25 protein-coding genes, 2 tRNA genes and 1 pseudogene are annotated in these 25,995 nt (G+C 59.8%); 17 read left to right on the top strand and 11 right to left on the bottom strand.

Translation table 11 applies throughout. The features are described from left to right. Positions 1-17 precede the first annotated feature (17 nt). Complete coding sequence (locus tag J3O30_RS09645) at positions 18-605, bottom strand: ANTAR domain-containing response regulator (RefSeq protein WP_207583937.1); 588 nt, start codon at positions 603-605, stop codon at positions 18-20. On the opposite strand from J3O30_RS09645, the gene J3O30_RS09650 reads away from it, so the two are divergent. The 6 genes from J3O30_RS09650 to J3O30_RS09675 all read left to right on the top strand — a co-directional run bounded on the left by J3O30_RS09650 (position 597) and on the right by J3O30_RS09675 (position 6,806). Beyond that, complete coding sequence (locus J3O30_RS09650) at positions 597-875, top strand: hypothetical protein (protein WP_207583938.1); 279 nt, start codon at positions 597-599, stop codon at positions 873-875. The two genes, J3O30_RS09645 and J3O30_RS09650, sit on opposite strands and share 9 nt — an antisense overlap. After that, complete coding sequence (locus J3O30_RS09655; protein ID WP_207583939.1) at positions 862-2,688, top strand: TRAP transporter large permease subunit; 1,827 nt, start codon at positions 862-864, stop codon at positions 2,686-2,688. Before J3O30_RS09650 ends, J3O30_RS09655 begins: the two co-directional genes overlap by 14 nt. A gap of 16 nt (positions 2,689-2,704) precedes the next feature. Beyond that, entirely contained in the window at positions 2,705-3,703 is a 999-nt protein-coding gene (locus J3O30_RS09660; RefSeq protein WP_207583940.1) for a TRAP transporter substrate-binding protein, read from the top strand. Positions 3,704-3,991: 288 nt separating this feature from the next. Continuing rightward, positions 3,992-4,651 carry a peroxiredoxin gene (locus tag J3O30_RS09665; protein ID WP_207583941.1) on the top strand — a complete coding sequence of 220 codons (660 nt, stop codon included), beginning with the start codon at positions 3,992-3,994 and terminating at the stop codon, positions 4,649-4,651. 149 nt (positions 4,652-4,800) lie between these two features. Then, positions 4,801-5,757, top strand: a complete 957-nt coding sequence (locus tag J3O30_RS09670; RefSeq protein WP_207583942.1) for a lytic transglycosylase domain-containing protein — start codon at positions 4,801-4,803, stop codon at positions 5,755-5,757. 95 nt (positions 5,758-5,852) lie between these two features. Beyond that, on the top strand, positions 5,853-6,806 hold the full coding sequence (locus J3O30_RS09675) for an NAD-dependent epimerase/dehydratase family protein (RefSeq protein WP_207583943.1): 954 nt from the start codon (positions 5,853-5,855) through the stop codon (positions 6,804-6,806). A 27-nt stretch (positions 6,807-6,833) separates the two neighbouring features. Here the strand turns inward: J3O30_RS09675 and J3O30_RS09680 are convergent, their stop codons facing one another. Continuing rightward, the gene (locus tag J3O30_RS09680; RefSeq protein ID WP_207583944.1) at positions 6,834-8,099 is read right to left on the bottom strand and encodes a glycerate kinase; all 1,266 of its coding nucleotides are present in this window, start codon (positions 8,097-8,099) and stop codon (positions 6,834-6,836) included. Between the two features lie 199 nt (positions 8,100-8,298). On the opposite strand from J3O30_RS09680, the gene J3O30_RS09685 reads away from it, so the two are divergent. Then, complete coding sequence (locus J3O30_RS09685) at positions 8,299-8,595, top strand: DUF6074 family protein (RefSeq protein ID WP_207583945.1); 297 nt, start codon at positions 8,299-8,301, stop codon at positions 8,593-8,595. Positions 8,596-8,672: 77 nt separating this feature from the next. Here the strand turns inward: J3O30_RS09685 and J3O30_RS09690 are convergent, their stop codons facing one another. Beyond that, the gene (locus J3O30_RS09690) at positions 8,673-9,764 is read right to left on the bottom strand and encodes a PHB depolymerase family esterase (protein ID WP_207583946.1); all 1,092 of its coding nucleotides are present in this window, start codon (positions 9,762-9,764) and stop codon (positions 8,673-8,675) included. Positions 9,765-9,974: 210 nt separating this feature from the next. On the opposite strand from J3O30_RS09690, the gene J3O30_RS09695 reads away from it, so the two are divergent. Beyond that, positions 9,975-10,382, top strand: coding sequence for a low affinity iron permease family protein (locus tag J3O30_RS09695; protein WP_207583947.1), 408 nt, complete (start codon positions 9,975-9,977; stop codon positions 10,380-10,382). Between the two features lie 26 nt (positions 10,383-10,408). Here the strand turns inward: J3O30_RS09695 and J3O30_RS09700 are convergent, their stop codons facing one another. The 3 genes from J3O30_RS09700 to J3O30_RS09710 all read right to left on the bottom strand — a co-directional run bounded on the left by J3O30_RS09700 (position 10,409) and on the right by J3O30_RS09710 (position 14,223). Further along, positions 10,409-10,768 carry a low affinity iron permease family protein gene (locus J3O30_RS09700; protein ID WP_207583948.1) on the bottom strand — a complete coding sequence of 120 codons (360 nt, stop codon included), beginning with the start codon at positions 10,766-10,768 and terminating at the stop codon, positions 10,409-10,411. 251 nt (positions 10,769-11,019) lie between these two features. Then, positions 11,020-13,137: a catalase gene (locus J3O30_RS09705; protein ID WP_207583949.1), complete on the bottom strand. Its 2,118-nt coding sequence runs from the start codon at positions 13,135-13,137 to the stop codon at positions 11,020-11,022. 165 nt (positions 13,138-13,302) lie between these two features. Continuing rightward, positions 13,303-14,223 carry a hypothetical protein gene (locus J3O30_RS09710; RefSeq protein WP_207583950.1) on the bottom strand — a complete coding sequence of 307 codons (921 nt, stop codon included), beginning with the start codon at positions 14,221-14,223 and terminating at the stop codon, positions 13,303-13,305. Positions 14,224-14,563: 340 nt separating this feature from the next. Here J3O30_RS09710 and J3O30_RS33145 point away from each other — a divergent pair, with 340 nt between their 5' ends. Next, positions 14,564-14,743 (top strand): hypothetical protein, encoded by a 180-nt coding sequence (locus J3O30_RS33145; RefSeq protein ID WP_246762740.1) that lies wholly within the window; start codon positions 14,564-14,566, stop codon positions 14,741-14,743. A 605-nt stretch (positions 14,744-15,348) separates the two neighbouring features. On the opposite strand, the gene J3O30_RS09715 is transcribed toward J3O30_RS33145, so the two are convergent. After that, complete coding sequence (locus J3O30_RS09715) at positions 15,349-15,594, bottom strand: hypothetical protein (protein WP_207583951.1); 246 nt, start codon at positions 15,592-15,594, stop codon at positions 15,349-15,351. A gap of 581 nt (positions 15,595-16,175) precedes the next feature. Here J3O30_RS09715 and J3O30_RS09720 point away from each other — a divergent pair. Next, positions 16,176-16,508 (top strand): hypothetical protein, encoded by a 333-nt coding sequence (locus J3O30_RS09720; protein ID WP_207583952.1) that lies wholly within the window; start codon positions 16,176-16,178, stop codon positions 16,506-16,508. A gap of 322 nt (positions 16,509-16,830) precedes the next feature. On the opposite strand, the gene J3O30_RS09725 is transcribed toward J3O30_RS09720, so the two are convergent. Together J3O30_RS09725 and J3O30_RS09730 are read right to left on the bottom strand one after the other, a co-directional pair. Beyond that, positions 16,831-16,905 (bottom strand) — tRNA-Asn (locus J3O30_RS09725). After that, entirely contained in the window at positions 16,906-17,103 is a 198-nt protein-coding gene (locus J3O30_RS09730; RefSeq protein ID WP_207584408.1) for a hypothetical protein, read from the bottom strand. On the opposite strand from J3O30_RS09730, the gene J3O30_RS09735 reads away from it, so the two are divergent. Continuing rightward, the gene (locus tag J3O30_RS09735; RefSeq protein WP_207583953.1) at positions 17,023-17,340 is read left to right on the top strand and encodes a hypothetical protein; all 318 of its coding nucleotides are present in this window, start codon (positions 17,023-17,025) and stop codon (positions 17,338-17,340) included. The genes J3O30_RS09730 and J3O30_RS09735 overlap by 81 nt on opposite strands. Positions 17,341-17,442: 102 nt before the next feature. Then, positions 17,443-17,778 (top strand): hypothetical protein, encoded by a 336-nt coding sequence (locus tag J3O30_RS09740; RefSeq protein WP_207583954.1) that lies wholly within the window; start codon positions 17,443-17,445, stop codon positions 17,776-17,778. Here the strand turns inward: J3O30_RS09740 and J3O30_RS09745 are convergent. Next, on the bottom strand, positions 17,775-18,110 hold the full coding sequence (locus J3O30_RS09745) for a KTSC domain-containing protein (protein WP_207583955.1): 336 nt from the start codon (positions 18,108-18,110) through the stop codon (positions 17,775-17,777). The two genes, J3O30_RS09740 and J3O30_RS09745, sit on opposite strands and share 4 nt — an antisense overlap. Positions 18,111-18,370: 260 nt before the next feature. On the opposite strand from J3O30_RS09745, the gene J3O30_RS09750 reads away from it, so the two are divergent. Further along, positions 18,371-18,444, top strand: a tRNA-Cys gene (locus J3O30_RS09750). A gap of 73 nt (positions 18,445-18,517) precedes the next feature. On the opposite strand, the pseudogene J3O30_RS09755 reads toward J3O30_RS09750, so the two are convergent. Continuing rightward, positions 18,518-18,824: pseudogene (locus J3O30_RS09755) on the bottom strand (hypothetical protein). A gap of 536 nt (positions 18,825-19,360) precedes the next feature. Between J3O30_RS09755 and J3O30_RS09760 the strand changes: the two are divergent. The 4 genes from J3O30_RS09760 to J3O30_RS09775 all read left to right on the top strand — a co-directional run bounded on the left by J3O30_RS09760 (position 19,361) and on the right by J3O30_RS09775 (position 25,887). Further along, on the top strand, positions 19,361-20,026 hold the full coding sequence (locus J3O30_RS09760; protein WP_207583956.1) for a protein-L-isoaspartate O-methyltransferase: 666 nt from the start codon (positions 19,361-19,363) through the stop codon (positions 20,024-20,026). 352 nt (positions 20,027-20,378) lie between these two features. Continuing rightward, positions 20,379-21,251 carry a DUF2497 domain-containing protein gene (locus J3O30_RS09765; protein ID WP_207583957.1) on the top strand — a complete coding sequence of 291 codons (873 nt, stop codon included), beginning with the start codon at positions 20,379-20,381 and terminating at the stop codon, positions 21,249-21,251. Positions 21,252-21,366: 115 nt separating this feature from the next. Then, positions 21,367-24,210, top strand: coding sequence for a valine--tRNA ligase (locus J3O30_RS09770; RefSeq protein WP_207583958.1), 2,844 nt, complete (start codon positions 21,367-21,369; stop codon positions 24,208-24,210). 399 nt (positions 24,211-24,609) lie between these two features. After that, on the top strand, positions 24,610-25,887 hold the full coding sequence (locus tag J3O30_RS09775; RefSeq protein WP_207583959.1) for an OmpP1/FadL family transporter: 1,278 nt from the start codon (positions 24,610-24,612) through the stop codon (positions 25,885-25,887). Positions 25,888-25,995: the final 108 nt, after the last annotated feature.

Raw genomic sequence — 25,995 nt, forward strand, 5'->3', positions numbered from 1 at the left:
TTCACGAACGTCGGCCATTACATCAACAGCCCTGCGGCGGTGACGACGCTCTGGGCGATTTCCGACATCTTCTTCTTTTCGTTCATCGCTGTCTGGCGCAACAGGGCGAACGCCTCTTCTTCGGACAGTCCGCGCATTTTCATCAATATGCCCTTGGCGCGCTCGATGAGCTTGCGTTCCTCCAGCGCTGAGCGGGCATCGGCAAGCTCGCGCCGCAGCCGGCTGAAGGCATTGAAGCGGCTGACGGCCATGTCGAGGATCGGCTTGACACGTTCCTTCTTCAATCCGTCGACGATATAGGCCGAGACGCCGGCATCGACCGCAGCTTCGATCGAGGCCGTGTCGGAGCGATCGACGAACATGGCGATTGGCCGGCTGACCGTGCGCGTCAGCTGGAACAGATGCTCCATCATGTCGCGGTTGGGATTTTCGATATCGATGATGATTACGTCGGGCGTCAGTGTTTCGATGATTCGCGCGATGCCGTTGACCTCATGCACCACGGTGACGCGCGCATGCCCTGCCTCGCGCAGCCCTTCTTCGATGATGGAGGCGCGTATGGCATTTTCGTCGATCACCAGAATTGTCAGATCGAGATGCGTCATTATTCATTGATGACGCACTGCAGCAATTTTGGCAAGGTGTCGCCTGAAAAACGTGCATCAACGCAAATGCCTAAAAAACAATCAAATGCTGCACTTTTGGGCTTCTCCATTCAACAGACCGATGTCGATAGCCCGATTTTTCTGGCCCGTTGCCGCTTGAGGAAGCGCTCCGTTTCGGCGAAAAGGCGTGACGCTCTCGACCGCGATCTTTTTGAGGATCAGGAGTGCCAGATCCTCTGGGCAGAAGGTAGGTTTATTGGCCACCAGTGAAGTTCGTCCGATCGAACGGGTCGGGGACGATGGGCTTGCGGCGCGGGCGCTGCGGGCTGTTGAAGCGATCCTCGGCATTGCCGCGGCATCCGTTCTCGCCGTGTTGCTGTTCATGGTGCTCGTCACGGTCTGCCTGCGTTATTTCCTCGGCACCGGCTTCATCGGTGCCGAGGACCTCGGAGTCTGGCTGCATGTGGCACTGATCGCACTCGGCGCGCCGCTCAGCCTCAACAGCGCGCTTGCCATGCGCCTCGACGTTTTCGTCAGGATGCTGCCGGAAAGCCTGCAGAAGGTCACGCGGATCGGCGCCGATATCTTCACCGTGCTTTCCGCCTTGATCCTGAGTTTCGGCGGCAACCAGATCATGACGATGCTCGGCGGTATCTCGCCGACGCTCGGTCTGCCGGAATGGATCCGCTTCGGCTTCCTCGGCGCCGGCGGCGCGCTGATCCTCGTCGTATTGCTTCTGCAGCGTATCGCCGACGGCAAGGTCCTGCCGGTAACGCTTTCGCTTGCGCTGGGCGTCGCGCTCTATGCCGGCATCCCGCATATCTCAATTGATCTCGACTGGCCGCCAAGCATTTTCCTCGGGTTGATCGCGGCGATCGGTCTCGTGCTCGCCGCGCCGCTGCCGCACGCCTTTCTCGCCGCGGCCTATGTCGCCATCGCCTTCGGCAGCAGCCTGCCGGAAGCGGCGATCGTTTCCTCGACCGTCACCGGCATATCGAAATTCCTGCTGCTCGCCATTCCCTTCTTCCTGCTAGTCGGCGGCCTGCTGACGGCTTCGGGCGTCGCCAATCAGCTCGTCCGCTTTGCTGCCGCCATGGTTGGTCATCGCCGGGCCGGACTGGCGCAGACGACGCTTTTGACCAGTGTTCTCTTTTCCGGCGCTTCCGGCTCCTCGGTCGCAAATGCCGCTTTCGGCGCGTCGACCTTCCAGCCCGAACTGGTCAAGCACGGCTATCGACCGGCGCAGGCGGCGGCGATCATCGCCTCGACATCGGTTCTCGACAACATCATCCCGCCGTCGATCGCATTTCTCATCCTTGCCTCGGCGACCAATCTTTCCGTCGGCGCACTGCTCGTCGGCGGCTTTTTTGCCGGCTGCCTGATGGCCATATGCCTGGCGGTTGCCATTCACCTGACGGTCACCGAACAGGTGCCGTTGCCGCGCGCGACCGCGAGACAGCGCTGGCAATCGGCGGTCCAGGCGATCCCCGCCTTCGGCCTCGGCGTCATAGTCGTCGTCGGCATCCGTATCGGCATCGTCACGACCACGGAGGCAGCAGCACTCGCCGCCTTTTACACGCTGCTGCTCGGCATCGGTGCGCGCCTCGGTTTCCTCTCGCTCTATGTTGCCTTTCGTCAGGCGGCGGTCGAGGCAGCGGCGATCGGTCTCCTGATCGGCACGGCCGGCCCCTTCGCCTTCCTGTTGGCGGTCGATGACGTGTCCTCGCTGATCTCGCATCTGACGACGGCGCTCGGCGGCAGCGCGCTTGCCGTCATTCTTTTGTCGAACGTCATTTTGCTGGTCGTCGGTCTCGTTCTCGACATCGGTGCCGCGATCCTGCTCTTCGGCCCGATCCTGCTGCCGGCAGCGGTTGCCGCCGGCATCGATCCCATCCAGTTCGGCGTGATCATCGTGGTCAACCTGATGATCCACGGACTGACGCCGCCGCTCGGCATGCTGATCTTCGTCGTCAGCGGCGTCACCCGCATTCCCGCCTCAGAGCTCTTCCGGGCCGTCGTTCCTTATCTGCTCGCCCTTCTGGTCTCGCTCGCAATCCTTTGCGCCTGGGCCATCATCGTCTAACGAACAGGACAACCCCATGGACAATCTCAACCGACGCCATTTCCTGAAGACCGCAGCGCTCGCCGGAACGGCGCTCGCGGCGCCCGCTTTCGTCCGCACGGCCGCCGCCCGCACGACGACGATCACGATTGCCTCGCTGCTTAACGACGACAAGCCGGAAACGAAGATCTGGGTGAAGATCGGCGAACTGGTCGAAGCCAAGCTTCCCGGCCAGTTCAAGTTCAATATCGTCAGGAACGGCGCGCTCGGCGGCGAGAAGGAAGTGGCCGAGGGCGTGCGCCTCGGCTCGATCCAGGCCAGCCTCTCGACGGTCTCGTCGCTCTCCGGCTGGGCGCCGGAATTGCAGATCCTCGATCTGCCCTTCCTCTTCCGCGATGCCGACCATGTGCGCAGGACCGTCAGCGGCGATGTCGGTGCCGATCTCAAGCAGAGGCTGCAGGCGCAGAATTTCGTCGTCGGCGATTTCATCAATTATGGCGCCCGCCATCTCCTGACCAAGGAACCGGTGACGCGGCCCGAGCAACTCAAGGGCAAGCGCATCCGCGTCATCCAGAGCCCGCTGCACACCAAGCTCTGGAGCGCGTTCGGCACGACACCGATCGGCATTCCGATCACCGAGACCTACAATGCGCTCGCAACCGGCGTCGCCGACGCGATGGACCTGACCAAATCGGCCTATTCCGGCTTCAAGCTTTATGAGGTCGTGCCTGATATGACCGAGACTGGCCACATCTGGGCATCCGGCGTCATCTATTATTCCTCGACCTTCTGGGCTGGCCTCAATGACGAGCAGAAGGCGGTGTTCCAGCAGGCTTCCAGCGAAGGCGCCACCTATTTCAACCAGCTGATCGTCGACGACGAGGTGAAGTCCGTCGAGACGGCGCTTGGCCATGGCGGCAAGCTCTTGAAGCCGGAAGCCTTCGATGAATGGCAGAAGGGCGCGCAGGGCGTCTGGGCCGATTTCGCGCCTATTGTCGGCGGCATCGACAGGATCAAAACCGTGCAGGCGGCTTGAATGAGGGCAGGGCGGACCCCTGATGTTTCAGATAAGGCCGATTGAAATATCGGCCCTGTCATCGCTCGGATGCATCGGAAAAATAATGCCGCCGTAGGCCTGAAATCGAAAGAGCATGCCTTCGGTGATCGTGGTATATGACGTACTTAAAATCCTGGAATGGGAAGTTTTTATCTTCGGCCGGTGCGATCCTGTTGACCGCAATCTCGTGACCGCTTCCGGCGGACGGATCCCATGGCCTCGATTTGAGATGATCAAGATTTAACACAAGGCTTTGGAGGGCCGACCATGAGCTTACGCATCAACGATATTGCTCCCGATTTTACCGCCGACACCACACAGGGACCGGTCAGCTTCCATGATTGGATCGGCAGTGGCTGGGCCGTCCTGTTCTCGCATCCGAAGAATTTCACGCCTGTCTGCACGACCGAGCTCGGCGCCATGGCCGGCCTGGCCGGGGACTTTTCCAAGCGTGGTGTCAAGATCATCGGCATCTCCGTCGATCCTGTGGAAAGCCATGCCAAGTGGAAGAACGACATCAGGACCGCCACCGGCTTCGACGTCGATTATCCGCTGATCGGCGATAAGGACCTCAAGGTCGCCAAGCTCTACGACATGCTGCCGGCCGGCGCCGGCGAGAGCTCGGAAGGCCGCACGCCCGCCGACAACGCAACGGTGCGTTCGGTCTTCATCATCGGTCCCGATAAGAAGATCAAGCTGATCCTCACCTATCCGATGACGACGGGGCGGAATTTCAACGAGATCCTGCGCGCCATCGATTCCATCCAGCTGACGGCCAAGCACCAGGTGGCGACACCGGCGAACTGGAACCAGGGCGAGGACGTCATCATCACCGCAGCGGTTTCCAACGAAGACGCAATCACGCGTTTTGGCTCCTTCGATACGGTTCTGCCGTATCTCCGGAAGACCAAGCAACCGACGGCCTGACCGCTGTATTCAAAGCTTTCCTGAAGCCGCCGCGGCCATCTGGCGCGGCGGCTTTTTCGTGCGGGCATTGCGGAAATGGCAAGCTTCGCGCCTTGATCGATGCTATCTAGGATCACCGTCGCGATGGAAGTCGAACCTGCTGAGATCCGATGATAGGGCGAAAGCGTCAGTCCGGCATTGGGAGGAGAACGGCGAAGGCCATGCTTTCGCTCTGCCTTCTGTTTTCCGCCGCAGCCAGTGGAAAAGCCCAGCCGGAAGAAAGCGCTGCCGAGCCGGCCTGTCTCTACTCCGGGCCTTCGGCGTCGGGATCGGGCGAGACACTCTGCATCCGTAAGGACAATTTCAATCGCGACCTTTGCGTCGCGATCGAGCATTTCGCCAGCGCCAATCAATTGCCGCCGGATTATTTCGCCCGTCTCATCTGGCGCGAAAGCACCTTTCGCCCCGATGCCGTGAGCTTTAAGGGAGCGCAGGGGATTGCGCAGTTCATGCCCGGAACGGCGAAACTGCGCGGCCTTGAGGACAGCTACCAGGTGCTGGAAGCCCTGCGGAAATCGGCGCAGTATCTCGATGAATTGCGCAATCGTTTCGGCAATCTCGGCCTTGCCGCCGCTGCCTACAATGCCGGCGAAAACGGCCTTTCTTCTTACCTCGCGTCAGGAAGATTACCTTACGAGACGCGCGGCTACGTCATGGCGATCACCGCTCATACGGTGGAGGAGTGGAAGGACAATCCGCCGGAAGATGCGGCCGCCCCGCTCGACAAGGACAGGCCCTTTCTCGAGGGTTGCGTGGCGCTTGCCGAACGCCGGATATTGAAGGACACGCCTTGGCGTCCGGAGGGCGATTGGGCGCCCTGGGGCGTCCAGCTTGCCGCGAACGCGGATGTCGCGGTGGCCCGGCGTATGTTTCTCGATTCGGTGCAGGATCTGCCTGCGCCGCTCAATGCGGAGCAACCGCTGATCCTGCGACAGCGTGATCGCAGCTTCGGCTTTCGCCCGCGTTATGCTGCCCGCATCGGCCGGCAGACGCGCCCGGAAGCCAACAACCTCTGCAACCAGATCCGCAGTCACGGCGGCACCTGCCTTGTTTTCAAGAATCGATAGCGGGGCCGCTTTCCCATCTTGGCGAAAACTCCGCTTGCGGGATCGCGGCACGGCGCAGCATAGTCGGCGCGGATCATGCAAAGGGAGGAACGACAATGCGGGTTTTGGTCATCGGGGCAACGGGCCATGTCGGAACCTATCTCGTTCCTCGTCTGGTTGAGGCGGGGCACGACGTCGTCACGATCAGCCGCGGCGCCGCCAAGCCCTACACGGAAAACCGCGCCTGGGCTGCCGTCGATCAGCGTCGGATGGATCGGGCAGCGATGGAACGGACCGGTGAATTCGGCACGGCCGTGCGTGAGTTGAAAGCCGACACCGTCATCGACATGATCTGCTTCACGCTGGAGAGCGCGGAGCATCTGGTGACGGCACTATCGGGGCATGTCGGTCATTTCCTGCATACCGGCACGATCTGGACACACGGCCACGCCAGTGCCGTGCCGACACTGGAAGAGGCGCCGAAGTCTCCTTTCGGTGACTATGGCATCCAGAAGGCGGCGATCGAAACCTATCTGCTGCAGCAGGCAAGGCTTCACGGCTTTCCGGCAACCATCATCCATCCCGGCCATATTGTCGGTCCCGGATGGGCGCCGCTCAATCCTGCCGGTAATTTCAACCTGCAGGTCTTTTCAACCCTTGCTCGGGGAGAGACCCTGGCGCTGCCCCATTTCGGCCTGGAGACTGTCCATCACGTCCATGCCGATGACGTGGCGGCGATGTTCATGGGTGCGATCGCCAACAGGAATGCGTCGATCGGGGAAAGTTTCCACGCGGTTTCGGAGCAGGCGCTGACGCTTCGCGGTTATGCCGAAGCCATGTCGCGGTGGTTCGGGCAGGAGCCGAAGCTCACCTTCGCCCCATTCAATGCCTGGGCCAAAAGCCAGACGGCCGAAGATGCGAAGGCGACGTGGGAGCATATTGCCCGAAGCCCGAATTGCTCGATCGCCAAAGCCCGGCGCCTGCTCGGTTACACCCCCAGGTACACGTCCCAGCAGGCGGTGCAGGAGGCGGTGGGATGGCTGGTCGGGCAGGGGCGGATCAAAACCTGATCCACCATCGCTGCCATTGGCCGGCTTTCAGCGGATCAGGATAGCCCTGAAATCATTGACGTTGGTTCCGGTCGGGCCGGTTTCGAAGAGGTCGCTGGTGGCCGCAAAGCCGGAATAGCTGTCATTGCCGTCGAGCAGCCGGCGCGGATCGAGCCCGGCGGCACGAAGGCGCTTGACGGTGCCACCATCGGCAAAGGCGCCGGCATTATCCTCCGAGCCATCGATCCCGTCCGTGTCGGCGGCAAGGACATGGATACCCTCCTGTCCGTCGATATCAAGCGCCATGGCGAGCGCGAATTCGCCGTTGCGTCCGCCTTTGCCGCCCTTGGCTCGGAGCGTCACCGTCGTCTCGCCGCCGGAAAGGATGACGACCGGCTTCGAAAACGGCCTGTTCCGGCCCAGCACCTCGCGGGCGATGGCCGCATGCACCCGCGCCACGTCGCGCGATTCTCCCTCGATCGCATCCGAAAGGATGGCGGGCTCGATCCCCTGCGACTTCGCCAGGGCCGCAGCGGCCTCCAGCGACACGCCGGCAGAGGCGATGATATGATGCTCGTGCCGTAGGAAGACCGGATCGTCCGGCCGCGGTGCATCGGCCTTCGGCAAGTTCAGATGGTCGAGCGCCGCCTGCGGCAGCTGCAATCCATATTGCCTGATGATCTCCAGCGCATCGTGCCGCGTCGAACCGTCAGGCACGGTCGGCCCGGAGGCGACATGCGCCGGGTTGTCGCCGGGAATGTCGGAGACGATCAGGCTGACGACCCTTGCTTTGGTTGCTGCCGCAAGTCTCCCGCCTTTGATGGTCGAGAGATGTTTGCGCACGACATTCATCGCCGAGATCGGCGCGCCTGAGGCAAGCAGCATTTCGTTGAGGGCAATCTCGTCTTCGAGGGCCAGCCCCTCCGGCGGGGCGGGCAGCAGGGCCGAGCCGCCGCCGCAGATCAGCGCGATCACCAGATCGTCTTCCGTCAGTCCGTTCACCGTCTCCATCAGCCGCCTTGCCGCGGCAAGGCCTGCCGCATCGGGCACCGGATGGGCAGCCTCGATGATGTCGATATCGATTGTCTCGCAGCCGTAACCGTAGCGGGTGACCACCAGACCCTCGAGCGGTCTATCCCAGACGCTTTCAAGCGCCCGCGCCATCTGCGCAGCACCCTTGCCGGCGCCGATTACCACGGTCTTTCCCTTCGGCCGATCCGGCAGGTTTGCCTTGATGCCGGTTATCGGATCGGCGGCGCGAACCGCCGCGTCGAACAGGCTTTTCAGGAAATTGCGGGGAACGGTCATCGTCATCAGTGGTCTCTGTGCCTGGAGTGTCGATCGTGACACGGACTGTCGGCGCATCGGCGTGCCGGCGTCAAGGTCGAAGGCGAGGCTGACTGACGGCCGTGGGCTGCAAATTCTGCTTCGTCAAAAGGAACCGATACGAACGATAGAAAGCATTAACCATAGTCCCGTAGACAACGAATAGGATCAAAGGAACCTGTGTTCAATGGCTACTGAAATGACCTGCCGCCCCGCCGCCCGTAGTGAAGGCAGGGTTATTGCTTTTCCCTCTGCAACCGGAACCGCCAATATCGAGCGCTGCGCCCGTGAACTCGGCCGCCGACACGGCGCAGAGGCAATAGAATTCTGGAGGGCCGAATGCCGCAGGCTCGCCGATCAGCTTCTGGCAGCCGGGATGCCGGAGAGCGACGTTGGTCAGCGGGTGCTGCAGTTTCAGCAGGATGTCCAGATCGAACTCGTCCTCAGCCATCAAAACGGGCCACTGCCCAAGTCCCAAAACTGATAGCGCAATCTCGCCGGCTTCCGACGGTCATCCTGGCATGACGGCATAGCAGCCAGGGCTGCTCTCGGTCTGTCGCTTTACCGCAGCAGGCCGGCGGATCGAAGGGCGTCTTCAATGACCTTCTGAATGCCGCCACGGTCGCTCTCCGCGGCGAATGGAGCCGTGGCGTTTTCCGGTTGCGCAGCAGAGGATTTGGCGACGAGTCGCTTTTCAAACGAGGGAACCAGACCCCAGGATCTGGCAATTTCCACCGTCGAGGAAATTCCGACGTCAAGCATGAAGGGGCCGCTTGCCCCGTAGCCGGTGCCGACATCGAGCGGAGTGCCGTGATCCATCCCGGCAATCGTATAAAGCTCAATCACCTCGACCCCATGAGCATCGGTCCACACCCTTCGCTGATGTCGCCCGATATCCTCGACGCGTGACGGCGATGCGTCGACGCTGTGGATATTTCTCCATTGCTCCACGATCGCATTCGCATTGGCTGGCACGACGGTTCTGTCGGCGGTTCCCTGCCAGAGTGATAATGTCGGCCAGGGACCTTTGTGCCCTGAAGCGCTTCTCAACCGCAATTCAAGTTCTTCTGCCGTCGGACCGCCGTGGCCGCGCATTCGGTCGAATGCCTCGGGAATGGTCGCGGCGCTTGCATAGGGCAGGCCCGCAATGATCGCGCCGCCGGCAAAAACCTCCGGATAGGTGGCAAGCATGGCGGCGGCCATGGCGCCACCGGCCGAAAGCCCCGTCACGAACACGCGCCGGCTGTCGATACCGTGTTCGGCAACGAGTTTTGCGATCATCTGGCGAATGGAAGAGACCTCGCCGTGATCGCGTCTTGTGTCCTCCGGGTTAAACCAGTTGAAGCAGAGGTTTGGATTGTTTGCCCGTCGCTGCTCGGGAAACAGTAGCGCGAAGCCATAGTCCTCGGCCAATCGCGACCACCCCGACCCGATATCATAGCCGGCGGCAGTCTGGATGCAGCCGTGCAGGACGACGACCAGCGCCATGTTTTTCCCGCGCTTCGTCGGCAGATAGGTATGGCCTCCCAAAGCACCCGGGTTTGCGCCAAACGCCTCCAAGGCGACAAGATCGGAATTGTCCTGCGTGGGTTGGGGGCGAAGCGTTCCACGCAGCGCAGCAAGGCGTGCGAGAGTGTCTGACATAGATCTCATGAAAAGTCTCCGCCAATCAGCAGCCGGGATGGCGGTGATGCTTAACCAAACGTCTACACTAGCAAAAAGTTGCTGCGCTGCACAATATTTTCTGAGTTGGCCGTGTTTCCGGGTGCGCTGACGGCTCACCGGCGAGGAACTTCGGCCCGGATTTGACGTTGATGTTGTCGATTGACGGCATTGATGCTGCGATCCAGCGAGGCTTTTCAGATGTCGAACAAACCCAACTTCTTCTCTTCCTTTGCAACCCTCGTCGCCGATTTCTCGGGAAAGCCGTTCACCTTCGTAGCGGCGCTGGCGCTCGTACTTGCATGGGCGATCTCCGGCCCGTTTTTCGGCTATTCTGAAACCTGGCAGCTTGTGATCAATACAACCACGACCATCATCACCTTCCTGATGGTATTTGTCTTGCAGAACAGCCAGAACCGCGACGGAAAGGCGGTCCAGGCCAAGCTTGACGAACTCATCCTGACGAGCCAGGCCGCCAACAAGTTTGTCGGTATCGAAAAGCTGGAGGAGGAGGAACTCAGGGAAATGAGCAAGACGCTTGCCGCGCAAGCCGACTGCGTCGAGGAAAAAGCGGATGAAAAGTCTGCCGCAGAGGCGGCATCCGCCTGATGCATACCGCCTCCGTGCGACGCGCTTCAGTTCATTGTCTTTGAGATCTGGTCGTGGTGTTGTTGGCGCATTTCCTCGATGGCGTCGGCATCTTTCTTCTCAGCCGCAATCCAGTGATTTCTTGCCTTGCTTGATCGGATGAGTTCGTCGAGCTTTGCATGGAGCGCCATCATGTCCCGATTTTGCGAGTGCTGCACCAGCAGCAAAATGAAAAATATAATAGCTGTACCGACCATGTTGGTCAGCAGAAGCCACTGCCGCGGGAAGGAAAAACTCAGGCCGACTGCCGCCCATGTGGCTACGAAAGCGACCAGCGTGACAGGGACCACACGATGCCCTGCCCATAAGACGGCTAAGTCGGAGATCTGTCGAAAGCACCAGCGCATACGGCTCTCCACAGCGCATTGGACGGAAGATGGAACAGATCGAAGCAGTTTCCATTACTTAATGCATGTCGCTCGGAAGTGTGCAGCGGTTCCGGGATAACGACATGCATAAAAACAAAGGACTAAAGCGCGTCGCATGAATCAAGTTTGATGCGACGCGCTTTAGTTTCAATAAATTGCGTGCCTCATACGGTATAAAACCCGCGTTTACGCGGGTTTTAGATTGCGACAAATCATTCCCATGGCGGCGGTCAATTCCGTTTGACCGAGGGTTCGCGGCCCCAGACACGCAGTTTGCCAAGCACCTTGACGAAGGCCGATACATCCCCAGCCGCTCCGAGCGCAATCACGCCCTCATCCCGTGAATCGGCAATTCCGGCCTTCTGCATGAGTGGCAGCGCTGTTTCCACATAGCCGATGAACTTGCAGTGCACGAAGGCATCCGACACGAAATCATGGGCCGTGGCCTCCTTCAGCAGGTCACTCGTTCCCGCCGACGAGGGGAGGAGCGCGACGGCGTCGTAGAGCACCGAGGGTCCTCCGTCGATCATCTGATGCGCCTCGATCCAATTGCCGTCCGAGAGCGTCACGCCGCCGATCTTTGGCGCGATCACTTCGAAACTTGCCCTCTGTTCGGTGATTTCAGCAAGCAGCGCCTTGAAGATAGCGGCATCGGTACCATCGCTGACAAGAATGCCGAGCTTGCGTCCTTCGAACCGCTTCGGACCGCGCTCGATAATGCTGAGCGCCGGCGACGGCTCGAGATCCTGCCGCGTCGGCATGGCGGCATCGGCAGGTTTCGGCATCGATTTGAAGCCGAGCGCGTGGCCGACCTTGCTGGCCAGGGTCTCATCGATGTTCATCAGATGCGAGACCATGCGTTCGCGAATGACAGGTGTCTCGACCTTGCTCAGTTCGAAGATCAGCGCTGCCGCGATATGGCGTTGCTCCGGCGGTGTCTGGCTGATGAAGAACTGCCTGGCCTGGCTGTAATGATCGGCAAAGCTTTCCGGCCGCAACCGGACTTTGGGACCCTGCTCCTCGGCGGGGAAGTGACGATAGCCCTGAACCGGCGATTCTCGTGGCCCTTGATTCCAGGAGTTCGGTTGGTAATTGACCCGCCCGACAGGATTGCGCATCGCCATATGGCCATCCTGTTGGAAATTGTGGAAGGGACATTTCGGAGCATTGATCGGCAGATGGGTGAAATTCGGACCACCCAGACGTTTCAGCTGCGTGTCGAGATAGGAGAAGTTCCGTCCCTGCAGAAGCGGGTCGTTGCTGAAATCGATGCCGGGCGGAACGTTCTGCGTCATGAAGGCGACCTGCTCGGTCTCGGCGAAAAAGTTTTCGGGCATTCGGTCGAGCACGAGACGGCCGACCGGTTTGACCGGCAAGACCTCCTCGGGAATGATCTTCGTCGGATCGAGGATGTCGAAGTCGAACGTATCGGCGAAGTCCTGATCGAAGAGCTGGACACAGAGCTCCCATTCCGGGAAGTTTCCTGACTGGACCGACTGCCAGAGGTCGCGGCGATGGAAGTCCGGATCCGCACCATTGATTTTGACCGCCTCGTTCCATGCGACGGATTGCAGGCCAAGTTTCGGTTTCCAATGGAATTTGACGAAGGTCGATTCATCGGCGGCGTTGATGAAGCGGAAGGTGTGAACACCGAAACCCTCCATGAAACGAAAGGAGCGCGGGATGGCGCGGTCCGACATGACCCACATGATCATGTGCATGCTTTCGGGGGTGAGGGTGATGAAGTCCCAGAAATTGTCATGCGCCGACTGCGCCTGCGGAAATTCCCTGTCGGGCTCCGGCTTCACGGAATGGATGACGTCGGGAAATTTGATTGCGTCCTGAATGAAGAAGACGGGAATGTTATTGCCGACCAGATCCCAATTACCCTGCTGCGTATAGAGCTTCACCGCGAAACCACGAACGTCGCGCGCCAGATCAACGGAACCCTTGCTGCCGGCAACTGTGGAAAACCGTACGAAGGCTGGCGTCTTTTCGCCAGGCCGCTGGAAAAGATCGGCCCGGGTATAGGCGGCCAGCGATTCGTATGTTTCGAAGTAGCCATGGGCGCCGTAACCGCGCGCATGGACGACCCGCTCGGGGATGCGCTCGTGGTCGAAATGAAAAATCTTCTCGCGAAAATGGAAGTCCTCGATGAGGGCGGGGCCACGGGCGCCGACGCGAAGCGTATTCTGATCGTCGGAGACGGGGCCGCCTTGAGCCGTGGTCAACACCGGCATGCCGTCTTCGGCAAACTGATGAAGCTCACCGCCTGCACCGCGATGCAGTTTCTGATCATGGATCGTTGCACTGTCCGAGGGCGAGATCTTGGACGTCTTCTTGGCCATCTATCTTCTCCGGAAAAGGTTTGACTTAACCGAAGCTCAAAAATGGCCACATGTTCCGCTCGCCGCAAAATAAACTGCAACCTGGCGAAGGGCTGCGTTTCAAACAAGACAACATAAATAGGGCGCGCGGCCTTTCGACCCCGCGCCCCGAGTTCACCCGGGCCTTTAGCGCCGGGAAGTGACGATGAGATCTTCCTCTTCGTCGCGTTGCGATCCGCCAAACGCTGCGGCGGCAGAGGCGATGAAAGCCCCGATCAGAAGTGACAGCGAGCCGAGCAGGGCCGTGGTGGAGGCCGCCTTGCGTGCCTCATCGGCAGCTTTCTGGGCGGCAACCTTGGTGTCGTCGATACGCTTCAACACCGCATCGACGCGGGTGCGTGCATCGGCTTCGGAAAGACCGGTCCGAGAAGAGACGATGGTGGCAAGATAGGCCTTGTCGTCATCGGGAATCTTGCCCTCGGCGGCGCCGTTGAGCAGGATGCGAGACACCTCCGATGTTGCCGCGGAATCATTGGATGTGGCCGCTGCTCGCGCCTGATCGGGGCGCAGCAGTGCGTCGGTAAAATAGGAAGTGGAGAGATCCACCGGCGAAGTTGCCGACGATGCTGCTGCTGTACCGGCGGCAGTGGCAGTCGATCCCACGGCATGTGCCGCTGAACCCACGGCTTGTGCACCTGCGCCGGCCAGCGAGGTCAGCGACGATGCAAGAAAGCAGGCGACGAAGACTGTCGCCAAAGCCCAGCTCAAGAAACCATGCGCGGTGTCACGGAAGAAAACTTCATCAGTGTGGACAGCCGCCCATTTCGTCCGCAGCCGTCCGGTAATATAGCCTCCGAGCGCCGAAGAGAGCCATTGCACGAGAACGAGCCAGATTGCCGCCGTCACACCGAGTGTCCCGAGCGAACTGCTTTGTCCCGACCAGGGCGACACCATGGTCAGCCCGAGCCCGGATCCGAGCAGCAAAAGGATGAGCGTCACGCCAATGGCTGCCGCGGCTCCCCCAAAGATGGGCCCCCATGTCATAGCCGATTTGGAGGATTCGACCGGAGTGGCAATCTCTCCGGAACCTGTCATTGAAACCGACATATCTGTTCCTATCGCATAAACAGAGCCAGAAGAATGATGATAGGCAGTGGAACACCGAGCAGCCAAAGTAGAATACCGCGACCCATGAGAGACCTCCTGTCAGAAACTGACGTTACGTTGTTAATGCCACTCAACTTTGAACCACGGCCTTTGTTCCCGGCCGGCTTGATCGTCGACGATCTTCAGGCGCGGATGATAAAGATCGACGAAATCTTGGACGCTCCCGCTAACGCCAGTCGAGCAACGCGCCTATATCTTTGGGGGCAAGATAAATTCCTCCCGCTGCTCCCAAGGGACAGGCACTCATGATGGCGTCACGGCGTAAACTGGAGAAGCATCAATGAACAGATTTCGGGCATTTGTAGCAGCCGGAGCAATCAGTCTTGCCGCCATGATCTCGGCCTGCTCGACACCGCCGAATTCATATGGCACAGCATCGGGATATCAGCCGGGAGATTCCATGAATCCGGCCTGCGCCGATGGCTTCCGACCCGGCGACGGTCGTTCGTGCAGCTATTAAAGGCAGGCGGCTCGCGTCTGCACAGAACGGGAGTATGGGGGAGAAGTCAGGCAGGCGCTCCGTAGTCGGGAGCGTTGGCCAATAGGATCGCGATCGCGCCCGGACGTCATTTCCGTTTGATTGTAGCCCCAACGGCAGCGCCGAGCGCAACCCCGAACGTGATGCCAATCGCGACGTCGTCGAACAGAATCGGGCCGACCGCGGCGCCTATTCCAATTCCTATTGCCATACCGAGAGCCATGACTGAGCCTATCCGGTTGCTGTGGCGGTAGTATGTGTTTGAAAAGGAGCTGCGAGCGCGGTTCCCACGCTCCAATGATCAAGAGAGAACGGCCACGTGATCTCGTGGCAGCGACGTGACGTCAATCTGCCGCCCGACCCCATTCTAAAGTTAATGGCGGTCGCGTCCTGCCTCAGCCTCTACATCATTCGACCGTCAACGCAAAGGCCGGCCGGTTCGTCGTTTCGCTTTCATTAAAGACGAACGCCAGGACGACCAGCCCCGGAGGTATCGCCGTCGATGAAGGCCGGCGCCACGAGGGCTTACACGACCGCGGCCACGCTGTTCTCTCGCGACCTGGATCTTTGGGACTATGCCAACAATGTCACTGGCCGTGAAGGCGCAATGCATCGATCAACTGGTGCACCTTATCGGTTGCGTAAACGATATCCTCGCGGGGCAAGTGCACCGTGATTTCGATCTGTTGCCATCGACCGCCATTGTTTTTCGCGTAACTCACGGCGGCCTGTAGAGATTTGAATTCAACCGCGGGCGCGTCGGCAATCCAGAACTGCACGGTGCAATCGGCTTCGGAATAGTCGGAGAGTGCTTTGAGTGGGTCTAGGGCCATGCGATGGGCTCTACACCCTTGGCGGTTCTTTGGCTACCGCAGGTGAAGCGCCGCTGCTGTTTTCGAGTCGCGCAATCCGGTGAAGACGTCTACAATGTTATAGTGGTGCTCTGTGCTAGGGCGAAGTAGCGTCTGCCAAGTTCGCAGCATGAGAACTTTTCAGGCCTCTCAGAACGTTGCCGATCGCGGTCTCTTGATGCGGCCACGGGCCAGGAGCGAGTGGTCCACAGGAGCACGGGGTATGACTAGCTTGACCCCTGTCTTGCTTTGCTTGAACCGGATCGTGACCATCACGATGGCAGGCGAGCGACGCCGCTTCATACGGCGCCGCGGCCGGGCGGCTCTCAGCTTTATGGGTGCGCTCGGTTCCTTTCGGCCGCTGCCCAGGCCAACAGCGGGGGGCACTTCACGCCACATTGACGTGACCTCCGCTCCTCCAACACCGATGGCCGGCGCGATCACCACCCCATCCGACACTAGGGCGCGGCGGCTGGTGTCTTTCTGGAAATTCCACAGCGGAGAGCCGTTCATGCCAGGTTAATGCCTATTAACCCAGACTCGGAGCCTGAAAGGATGCGCCGATGAAAAAGCTTTTTCCCGCAGTCGCAGCCACAGTCTTGGCTGCATGTTTTGCCCTGCCGCTAAACGCCACGCCGATCGTCGTGCCGAAACCAGTTGCAATGCACACCGCCGACGTCGAGCAGGTCAAACACCGTCGACACGGCAATGGATATGCGTATGGCCACTGGAAGAACCGCCGGTACGCTTACCGCGACTGCCGGTACTACGGTTCGTGCTACCGTCCGCGGTATTACGGGCATCGCGACTATTACGGCTATCGCGACGATTACGGCTATCGCAACGATTACGGCTATCGTCGTCGGTCAGGTGTGACCGTGTATTTCGATTTTTAGTCGGCAGTAACCCGGTCACAGTCGCGTCGGCCTGACCTCACCACACCACCACAGCAGCCCGTCGAGCAGCAACTCGGCGGGCGTTTGTTTCCGGCGTCTGAACAAAAAAAAGGTCGGGGGGAGCATTCGACCCGACCTTTCTTTGATTGCATCAGCACGGTGCCAGTTCATCCGTGGTCACCAGCAAAAGCTATCCGATGGATTGAATTTATGCGTCTTGTGGATTTTCGCAAGGATTAGGGGGATGCTGATTTAGGGCTAAAAGTGAGAAGAAAGCGCCTGTCTTCGGATTTCTCAACGAAACAGGCGATTAACTTGAAAATGGCTCCCCGGGCCGGATTCGAACCGGCGACCTGTCGATTAACAGTCGAATGCTCTACCGCTGAGCTACCAGGGATCACTGCTTGGCGCGGTGTGAGTGGGCTAATACAAATGCTTGCCCGATTTGCCAAGCGGTTTTTTCAAAAAAATGAAATGAACTTGTATTTGGGATGCCTGTGCCCATCTCTGGGGAATGACGAATCGGAATGATCGCGAACAGACGAGGGCCGGCGAAAGGCCCAAAAAGCGGGCGGGGCGCTTCGGCATCGATCATGCAAGCGGCAGGCTTATGCTCGGCTCCTTCAGCATCGGAATGCCCCGTTCGCGCATCGCGCGGATGGCGATCGGCGTGGCCCTCATTCTTTGCGGGTTCTTAGGCTTCCTGCCAATCTTGGGATTCTGGATGCTGCCGCTCGGCCTCCTGGTGCTTTCGCACGATCTGCCTGTCGCGCGCAGGCTTCGGCGGCGGCTGGTGGTCTGGTGGCACAGGCGGCGGGACCCGGCTGGCTGACAGTCATCTCCAGAAAGATTTGGCGAAACCCTGAATGGCTTTTGCCTTCATGGTTTATGGATTGTAAAATGCGAAAACGCGCCAATTGGTCCAGGTGAGGAAATGAAGGCATTATTTATCGTCGTTGTGTCAGCGGCGGCGATTTTTTCAAGCGTTCCTGCCGAGGCCCTCGACAGCCGGGGTTTTGACGCTCGCGGCGTCTGCCGCCGTCCCGAGGGATGCGTGATCGACCAAGGTCAAGGCGGAGGCTATAACGGACCTCGTAACTATCGCAATTTCAACGGCCGGAACGAGCGTGATGGCAGCAACGATCGCCACCGCGACGATCGCCGTTATCGCAATCAGAACAGAACCGACAATGTCGACCCAGCAGCCAGTCGCCTTGCCGCAGGCCCAGCGATTGAGCCGGGCACGCCGCCTATGCGAATTTGGGCCTAATTCGACCTGAGTTCGCTTTCCTCGAACACTCCACTGGGACCCGGATCGAGGCTGGTCACCATGAGGAGGCTGCAGACGGCAAGCAGGAGGACGAGCTTCAGCGCGTGGGAGACCGAGACCGGATGTCGCCCACCCCGTGATACGCGGGAAGGCGCAACATAATAACTGTAATAGAAGTGCGGATCACTCGTTTCCAGCAGGTTCTGGTAGACGTGCGGCGGAATATCCGCATGTTTCACTGGTGGAGAACCCGGGAATTTTACGTGGAGATCCCGGCTGTCGGCGTCGTATGCCGCATGCACGTGCTTCGATTTGAGGGCAGCCCAATCCATTGCAGCTCCTATCACCCTCCCGGGGGCAATATGAGGCCAACAGCACGATCGTCAAGCTGACAATTCGTTTCAAATGCAAACATTGGCAGGAAATAGGGCATCGTCACGGCCATGGAAATCCCAGCCTGCGCCCGCGCCGTTCCGGGATGGGAAAATGGCCTTTTCGGCAGCAGCGGAATGGCGTTTTTCCGAAATGCCCTCTTGCGATTTCCTTACGATCATTCTAAACGCTCGCCACGGCTCAGATAACGAGCGCGTGAGGCCTCGTGGCGGAGTGGTGACGCAGAGGACTGCAAATCCTTGTACCCCGGTTCAATTCCGGGCGAGGCCTCCAAAATTTTCCACACGACGTATACCGCCTGGCTGCGGCCCGTTAAGCGACGACGCGTCGCGCCTGAAACGCACGGCTACCAGATCCGCGGGCGGGCCGAAAAATCGAACTGCGACGGATTGATTCCCCTGAGGCGGTAAAGCGCCTTCAGGCCGCCCGCCCTTGCGGATTTCCGCCTGATATACCAGATCGCTTGATCCAGACCCGCTACCGATTTCGGGACCAGCGCCGAGCAGCCGTCGCATGGCCCGCGGCGAAACGCCGGTGAAGCTGCGAATGTCGCCGCTGCTGTATTTGATCAGCAGCAGGCGGGCATCGGCATTGTAGTGAAGCGCTTCTATATCACGCGATTTTATCAGAAAGGTTTGCATGCGCACACCCATAGCGAAAGGTGAGGGTGCCGCAACAAAATGGTTGACGTAACGTTAATGTGCGTGAGGCGGTCGAGGCTGGAAGTGCTGGCTGCTGTTGGCAACATGCGTAGCGGGCAGCGGGGTCGCGCCGTGATTTCAAACGAACCGAGTGCAAATCAAACCGCGTCTGCCTGCATGAGATTGCCGCAGACGATATGCCGGGAATATCTCTGAGCGCCCTTCGGCGCCCAATCACTTCAGGGTCGTTTCGCCGTCAAGCAGCCCGCAGCAGAATATGCCGATGAGCGCTGCGACGATGAAAAAATCGAACAGCGAGAAATATTCGAAAATCGCAGACATCGCCTGCTCCTCCTTATTTCCTCCGTTGAGGATCATAACATGACGGGGCAGGGGATTCCACGCTTGCGTTGCAGCGCTTCAATCCCCCTGTGGCGCGGAAGATGCGCCTGCCGGATTCTTTACGCCGGAGGCTGCCAAGCCTTGAAAGCATCCGTGGCGGGGATTAAGAGACGAAGGATAGGAACCGCTTTCAAGAGCCAGAGGACATGATGGATTTCGAAGCAGCGCGCGCAAAGATGGTCGACACCCAGGTTCGCACGACGGACGTTACCTCGCATTCCGTGCTGACGGCGTTTCTCTCCGTGCCGCGTGAGGCATTCGTGCCGGAGAAGGCGAAGCTGCTGGCTTACATCGACAACGATGTCGAGATATCGGCCGCAGCACCGGGAAAGCCGGCCCGGTTCCTGATGGAGGCATCGCCGCTCGCCAAGCTGCTGCAGCTGGCCGCGATCACCAAGAATGATTTCGTCCTCGAAGTCGGTTGCGGTACGGGTTACGCATCGGCGCTGCTGTCGATCATTGCCGGCTCCGTCATCGCGCTCGAATGCGATGAGACGCTGGCCGCCGAGGCGAAGGCGCAGCTTTCCGGCTATGCCAAAGTCGAAGTCGTGACCGGACCACTCGAAAAGGGCTACGCCGCCGGCGCTCCCTATGATCTGATCTTCGTCAATGGCGCAGTCGAGGAGGTTCCGGCGTCTCTTCTCGGTCAATTGCGTGATGGCGGCCGTTTGATCACCGTCGAAGGTTACGGCAATGCTGCCCGCGCCAAGGTATTCGTCGCCGAGCGCGGCGCCGTTTCGGAAAACGTCTTCTTCAATGCCTCCGTGAAGCCGCTGCCCGGTTTCGCCAAGGCGCGAGAATTCGTTTTCTGAGGCGGTTTTGTCGATGAATTCAGCAACGGGCGTCAATGGGGCCTGTCAGACCGGCTAATAGGCCTGCCTATTTCTCCGTCGCAGATCCTCGGCACAAGGCCGAGGATGACGCCGAGTAAAGAGCAAGGCTTGTCATTAATGCTCGGTTTTTGTTCGTGCCGCTGGAAAGCCTTCACAAACATGAATTACCCTGACGCCGCCAGGTCGCAAACATCGGGTAACAAAACTGTGCATGGCCGCATTCATTTGATTCGCGATGATTTTTTTCCCGCCTGGGGTATTCTAAGGTCGTGGTGATTCGGGTGAACGCTCCACATCATCGGGTCGTTGTTTTTGGATAACGGGGATTGAAATGGCTCAGCCAGGTGTAGCGCGTGAACCGTCCATGGAAGAAATTCTGGCCTCCATTCGCCAGATCATCGAAAGCAATGAGCCCGGCGCCGGCAAGGCGATCTCCGCATCCCTGCCGCCGGTCTACGGCGCCGATGAGGACGAGAACGGCTCCGAAATCCATCTGACGGTGGATGACACCTATGCCGGCGTGGAGTTCCCCGAACCGGCCATGCGCTCCTCCGATCCGCGTTTCGTCGCCGCCAATTCGGCCGGCACCGCCCCTGAAGCAGAAGTGCCGGCCCGCGCCCTGTCGCTTGCCGATGTCGCCGCCCGCGTGCGCGCCGCCTCCGAGCGCAGCGCCGTGCAGGCCGGTCAGGCACTGCGTGAGATTCCGAGCGGCTTCCGCCAGCCCGAACCGCAGCCGGCAGTGATGCCGGAGCCGCCGCGTGCAGCAGTACCGCAGCCGCAGCCGGCGCAGCCTGTTTTTCCTCCGGCTAGCGTTGCACCTGTTCCGCAGGCGGTGATCGAGCAGCCGGCCGAGCCGGTCTATGCGGAAGCACCGCGGGTACCGGTCGACGAGCCGGCGCCCACCGTCGAAACTATGCCGCCGGCTTTGGAACCCGCACAGTCCTCGGCCGAACGTTTCCTGCCGAGCGTCATGGACGAGGTCCAGCCGACGCTGCTTTCACAGGATGCCGGTCTGCAGATCAGCCGCTCTTTCGAGGAGCTCGCCGCCGCGATCGACGGTGCGGAGCGCCGCTCGCTGGACGAGATCGCCGAGGATATGCTGCGCCCGATGCTGCGCGAATGGTTGGACGACAATCTGCCGACGCTGGTCGAGCGGCTGGTGCGTGAAGAGATCGAGCGCGTGGCGCGCGGCCCGCGCCGCTGATCGGATTGCTTTTTCCTGAAAAGCCGCTCCGGTCTCCGGGGCGGCTTTTTTATTGACTTGCCGGTAGCCATCCTATTTACAAACGCCATCCTCGAACCTCGAAATTGGTCAGAAAATGCTCGACAAGACCTATGATTCAGCTGCCGTCGAACCCAAAATCGCCGCGAAATGGGATGAGGACGACGCCTTCCGCGCCGGCGCGAACGCCAAGCCCGGGGCCGAGACCTTCACCATCGTCATCCCGCCGCCGAACGTTACCGGTTCGCTGCACATGGGCCATGCGCTCAACAACACGTTGCAGGACATCATGGTTCGCTTCGAGCGCATGCGCGGCAAGGACGTGCTCTGGCAGCCGGGCATGGACCATGCCGGCATCGCCACGCAGATGGTCGTCGAGCGCAAGCTGATGGAACAGCAGCTGCCCGGCCGCCGCGAAATGGGCCGCGACGCCTTCATCGACAAGGTCTGGGAGTGGAAGGCTGAATCGGGTGGCCTGATCTTCAACCAGCTGAAGCGCCTTGGTGCCTCATGCGACTGGTCGCGCGAACGCTTCACCATGGACGAGGGCCTGTCGACGGCCGTCCTCGAAGTTTTTGTCACACTCTACAAGGAAGGCCTGATTTACAAGGACAAGCGCCTCGTCAATTGGGACCCCAAACTCCTGACTGCCATTTCCGACATGGAGGTCGAGCAGCACGAGGTAAAGGGCCATCTCTGGCATCTGCGCTATCCGCTAGAGCCGGGTGTCACCTACCAATATCCGATTGCATTCGACGAGGAAGGCAAGCCGACCGAATTCGAGACGCGTGACTATATTGTCGTCGCGACAACGAGGCCGGAGACGATGCTGGGTGATACCGGCATTGCCGTCAACCCCGAAGACGAGCGGTATGAATCGATCGTCGGCAAGCATGTCATCCTGCCGATCGTCGGCCGCAAGGTACCGATCGTCGCTGATTCCTATGCCGATCCGACGGCCGGCACGGGCGCGGTGAAGATCACGCCTGCGCATGATTTCAACGACTTCGAGGTCGGCAAACGCGCGAAGCTGCGTACCATCAATGTCATGAATGTCGATGCCACGATTACCATCAAGGAGAACGAGGACTTCCTCGAAGGTCTCGACAATCCGGCAGCGCTGCATGGCGCCTGGGACCGTCTGGAAGGACAGGACCGTTTCTTCGCGCGCAAGATCATCGTCGAGATTTTCGAAGAGGCCGGCCTCGTCGACAAGATCGAGCCGCACAAGCACATGGTGCCGCACGGCGACCGCGGCGGCGTGCCTATCGAGCCGCGGCTGACTGAACAATGGTTTGTCGACAACAAGACGTTGGGACAACCCGCGCTGGAATCCGTTCGCGAGGGAAGAACCAGGTTCATTCCCAGGAACTGGGAAAACACCTATTTCAACTGGCTGGAGAACATCGAGCCGTGGTGTATTTCTCGCCAGCTCTGGTGGGGGCATCAGATTCCCGCCTGGTATGGCCCGGACGGCCAGGTCTTTGTCGAACAGACAGAGGAAGAGGCGCTGCAGGCGGCGATCCAGCATTACCTCTCGCATGAAGGACCAATGAAGGCTTATGTCGAGGACCTGCTCGAAAACTTCAAGCCGGGCGAGATCCTGACGCGGGATGAGGACGTGCTCGACACATGGTTCTCCTCCGCGCTCTGGCCATTCTCGACACTCGGTTGGCCGGACGAAACGCCGGAACTCGCACGCTATTATCCGACGAGTGTTCTGGTCACCGGTTTCGATATCATCCCGTTCTGGGTCGTTCGCATGATGCAGATGGGCCTGCATTTCATGAAGGACGAGAATGGCGATCCTGTCGAACCCTTCCATACGATCTACATTCACGCGCTGGTGCGCGACAAGAATGGGCAGAAGATGTCGAAGTCCAAGGGCAACGTCATTGATCCCCTGGAACTGATCGATGAATATGGCGCCGACGCGCTGCGTTTCACGCTGGCGATCATGGCGGCGCAGGGCCGCGACGTGAAGCTCGATCCGGCCCGCATCGCCGGCTATCGCAACTTCGGCACAAAACTCTGGAACGCCACGCGCTTCGCCGAGATGAACGGTGTCAAGAGCGACCCGCATTTTGTGCCCGAGGCGGCCGAACTCACCATCAACCGCTGGATCCTGACGGAGCTTGCCCGTACGGAACGTGACGTTACGGAAGCGCTTGAAGCCTTCCGCTTCAACGATGCCGCCGGCGCGCTCTATCGCTTCGTCTGGAACGAGGTCTGCGACTGGTATCTCGAGCTCCTGAAGCCGGTCTTCAATGGTGAGGACGAGGGTGCCAAAGCCGAGGCCCAGGCCTGCAGCGCCTATATTCTCGAAGAGATCTACAAGCTGCTGCATCCCTTCATGCCCTTCATGACCGAAGAGCTTTGGGCCCATACGGCAGGCGAGGGCAAAGAGCGCGACACCTTGGTCTGCCATGCCGAATGGCCGTCGCCCTCCTATGCCGACGACGCGGCCGCCGACGAGATCAACTGGCTGATCGACCTCGTCTCCGGCATCCGCTCAGTACGCGCCGAAATGAACGTACCGCCGTCGGCGACAGCCCCGCTCGTCGTCGTCAAGGCCAACAACCTGACGCGCGAACGTCTGTTCCGCCATGACGCCGCCATCAAGCGGCTTGCCCGTGTCGAGGCAATATCGCTGGCCGACGATGCGCCGAAGGGGGCTGCTCAGATCGTCGTCGCCGAGGCTACCATCTGCCTGCCGCTCGGCAATCTGATCGACCTTTCCGCCGAAAAGGCCCGTCTCGAAAAGGCGATCGCCAAAATGGAAGGTGAGATTTCGCGCATCAACGGCAAACTCTCCAACGAGAAGTTCGTCGCCAACGCCAATCCCGAAGTGGTCGAGGCCGAACGCGAGCGCCTCGACGAGCTGAAGGGCCAGATCGCCAGCTTGAACACTGCCCTCTCCAGGGTAAGCGAAGCCGGGTAAGGTTCATCGCCCGTTTTGGTATTTTATTTCAAAGGCGCGTCCCTCCTCGGGCGCGTCTTTTTCATTGGTTCGGCGCGCGTGATTCGGCCTGAAAGCGGCTGATTTCAGGCGCTGAGCCTGTGGATTACGGCTGGACGGACCTCCCGGGGGTGAAAACTGCCACTGTTGTCGGATTGATACAGCTTCTGCAATGTTTGGAATGAAAACCCAAAAGCCCATCTTAAAACCGATAACCTGGGAATAAAATTTTATTAACCAGATTTTTTGACGTGTCCGTCAATTTCTTTACGTAAGCTAGTCGCTGCAATGCCTGGAAGCGCTGCCGTGGCGCGCGTTGCCATGTCGAGCGAACACTTACTAGAGTGACGTGACATCAATTGCTGGAGTGGGGGAGACACAATGGCATCGCGTAGGTTTTCCAAGGGCGTAACGTCGCTCGTTCTTTTTTCGTCGCTTGCATCGCCGTCCTTCGCCGGCGGTCTGGAGCGCGGCGGATACAATATCGACCTTCTCTTCGACAATTCGCGGTTCTCGGTGCAATCCGGTGCGACCTATGTCATGCCGCAGCGCAGGCTGACGAACGTCAAGGACACCAAAGCCTCGGACGGCCTCGGCACCAACGGCATCGGCGGTGGTTCGACCACAGCGGATGAGACGGAGGATTACTGGGTCCCCTATCTCGGGGTAAAGGTTGGTTTCGGAGACGCCATCGACTGCTTGGGCGATTATTCAACGCCCTTCGGCGCACACACCAATCCCGGCACTGATTGGCTGGGCGTCAACAACAACATCGAAACCAAGATCAGCACCCGCAACTACGGTGCCACTTGCTCCTATCGTTTCGACATGGGTCCCGGACAGCTTCGCCTGATCGGTGGCGGATTCTACCAGACGGTCGAGGGGTTCAAGACGCGCCTCGTCGCCCCGATCACCACTCTGCCGGCCGCACTAATCTATGACGGCACTGGCCGTCTGGACCTTGCCGACCAGGCTTGGGGATGGCGGGCGGGCGTCGCCTACGAAATCCCGGAATATGCCTTTCGCGCCAGCCTGGTCTATAACAGCAAGGTCAAGTATGACGATCTCACGGGCACGGTCGACTTGACCGAGGTGCCGAAGGCCGTCAGTCCCACCAATCCCTACCTCGGTATCGTCACACCCGTCTACGGTTCGGCCGAAGCGCCCGATTCCGTCGAGTTGAAGCTGCAGAGCGGCATTGCCCCCGACTGGCTTGCCTTCGGTTCGGTCAAGTGGACGAACTGGAGCGTGCTTCAGTCGATCGCCTTCTGCCCGAAGGCCACCAAGGGCGTCGTCGCCTGCAACGCCGGCAGCCAACTCACCTCGCTCGACCTCTTGTATCGCGACGGCTGGACGATCAGCGGCGGCGTCGGCCACAAGTTCAACGACCAATGGGCAGGCGCCCTCAGCCTGACCTGGGATCGCGGCACAAGCCAGGGCTACGGCGCCCAAACCGACACGTGGACGCTTGGCGCAGGTGTTTCCTATACGCCGGTCGAAAACGTCGAATGGCGTCTGGCCGGTGCGCTCGGCATCATGACCGCCGGTGAATCCGGCACCTTCGTCTATAACGGCAAGACTTACGGCGACGACGTCTCTTATTCCTTCGGCGACGATCTGGTGGCGGCGCTTTCCACCAGCGTAAAGATCAAGTTCTGACCCTGCGTCCCAAGTAGAGGTTTGAGAGCCCGGCAGTCTGCCGGGCTTTTTTTGAGCACTCCGTAAGACAAATTGACGTTCTGATTTGTGACGATTCAGCAACACTTT

The organism is Rhizobium sp. NZLR1, from assembly GCF_017357385.1.
Lineage (GTDB): Bacteria > Pseudomonadota > Alphaproteobacteria > Rhizobiales > Rhizobiaceae > Rhizobium.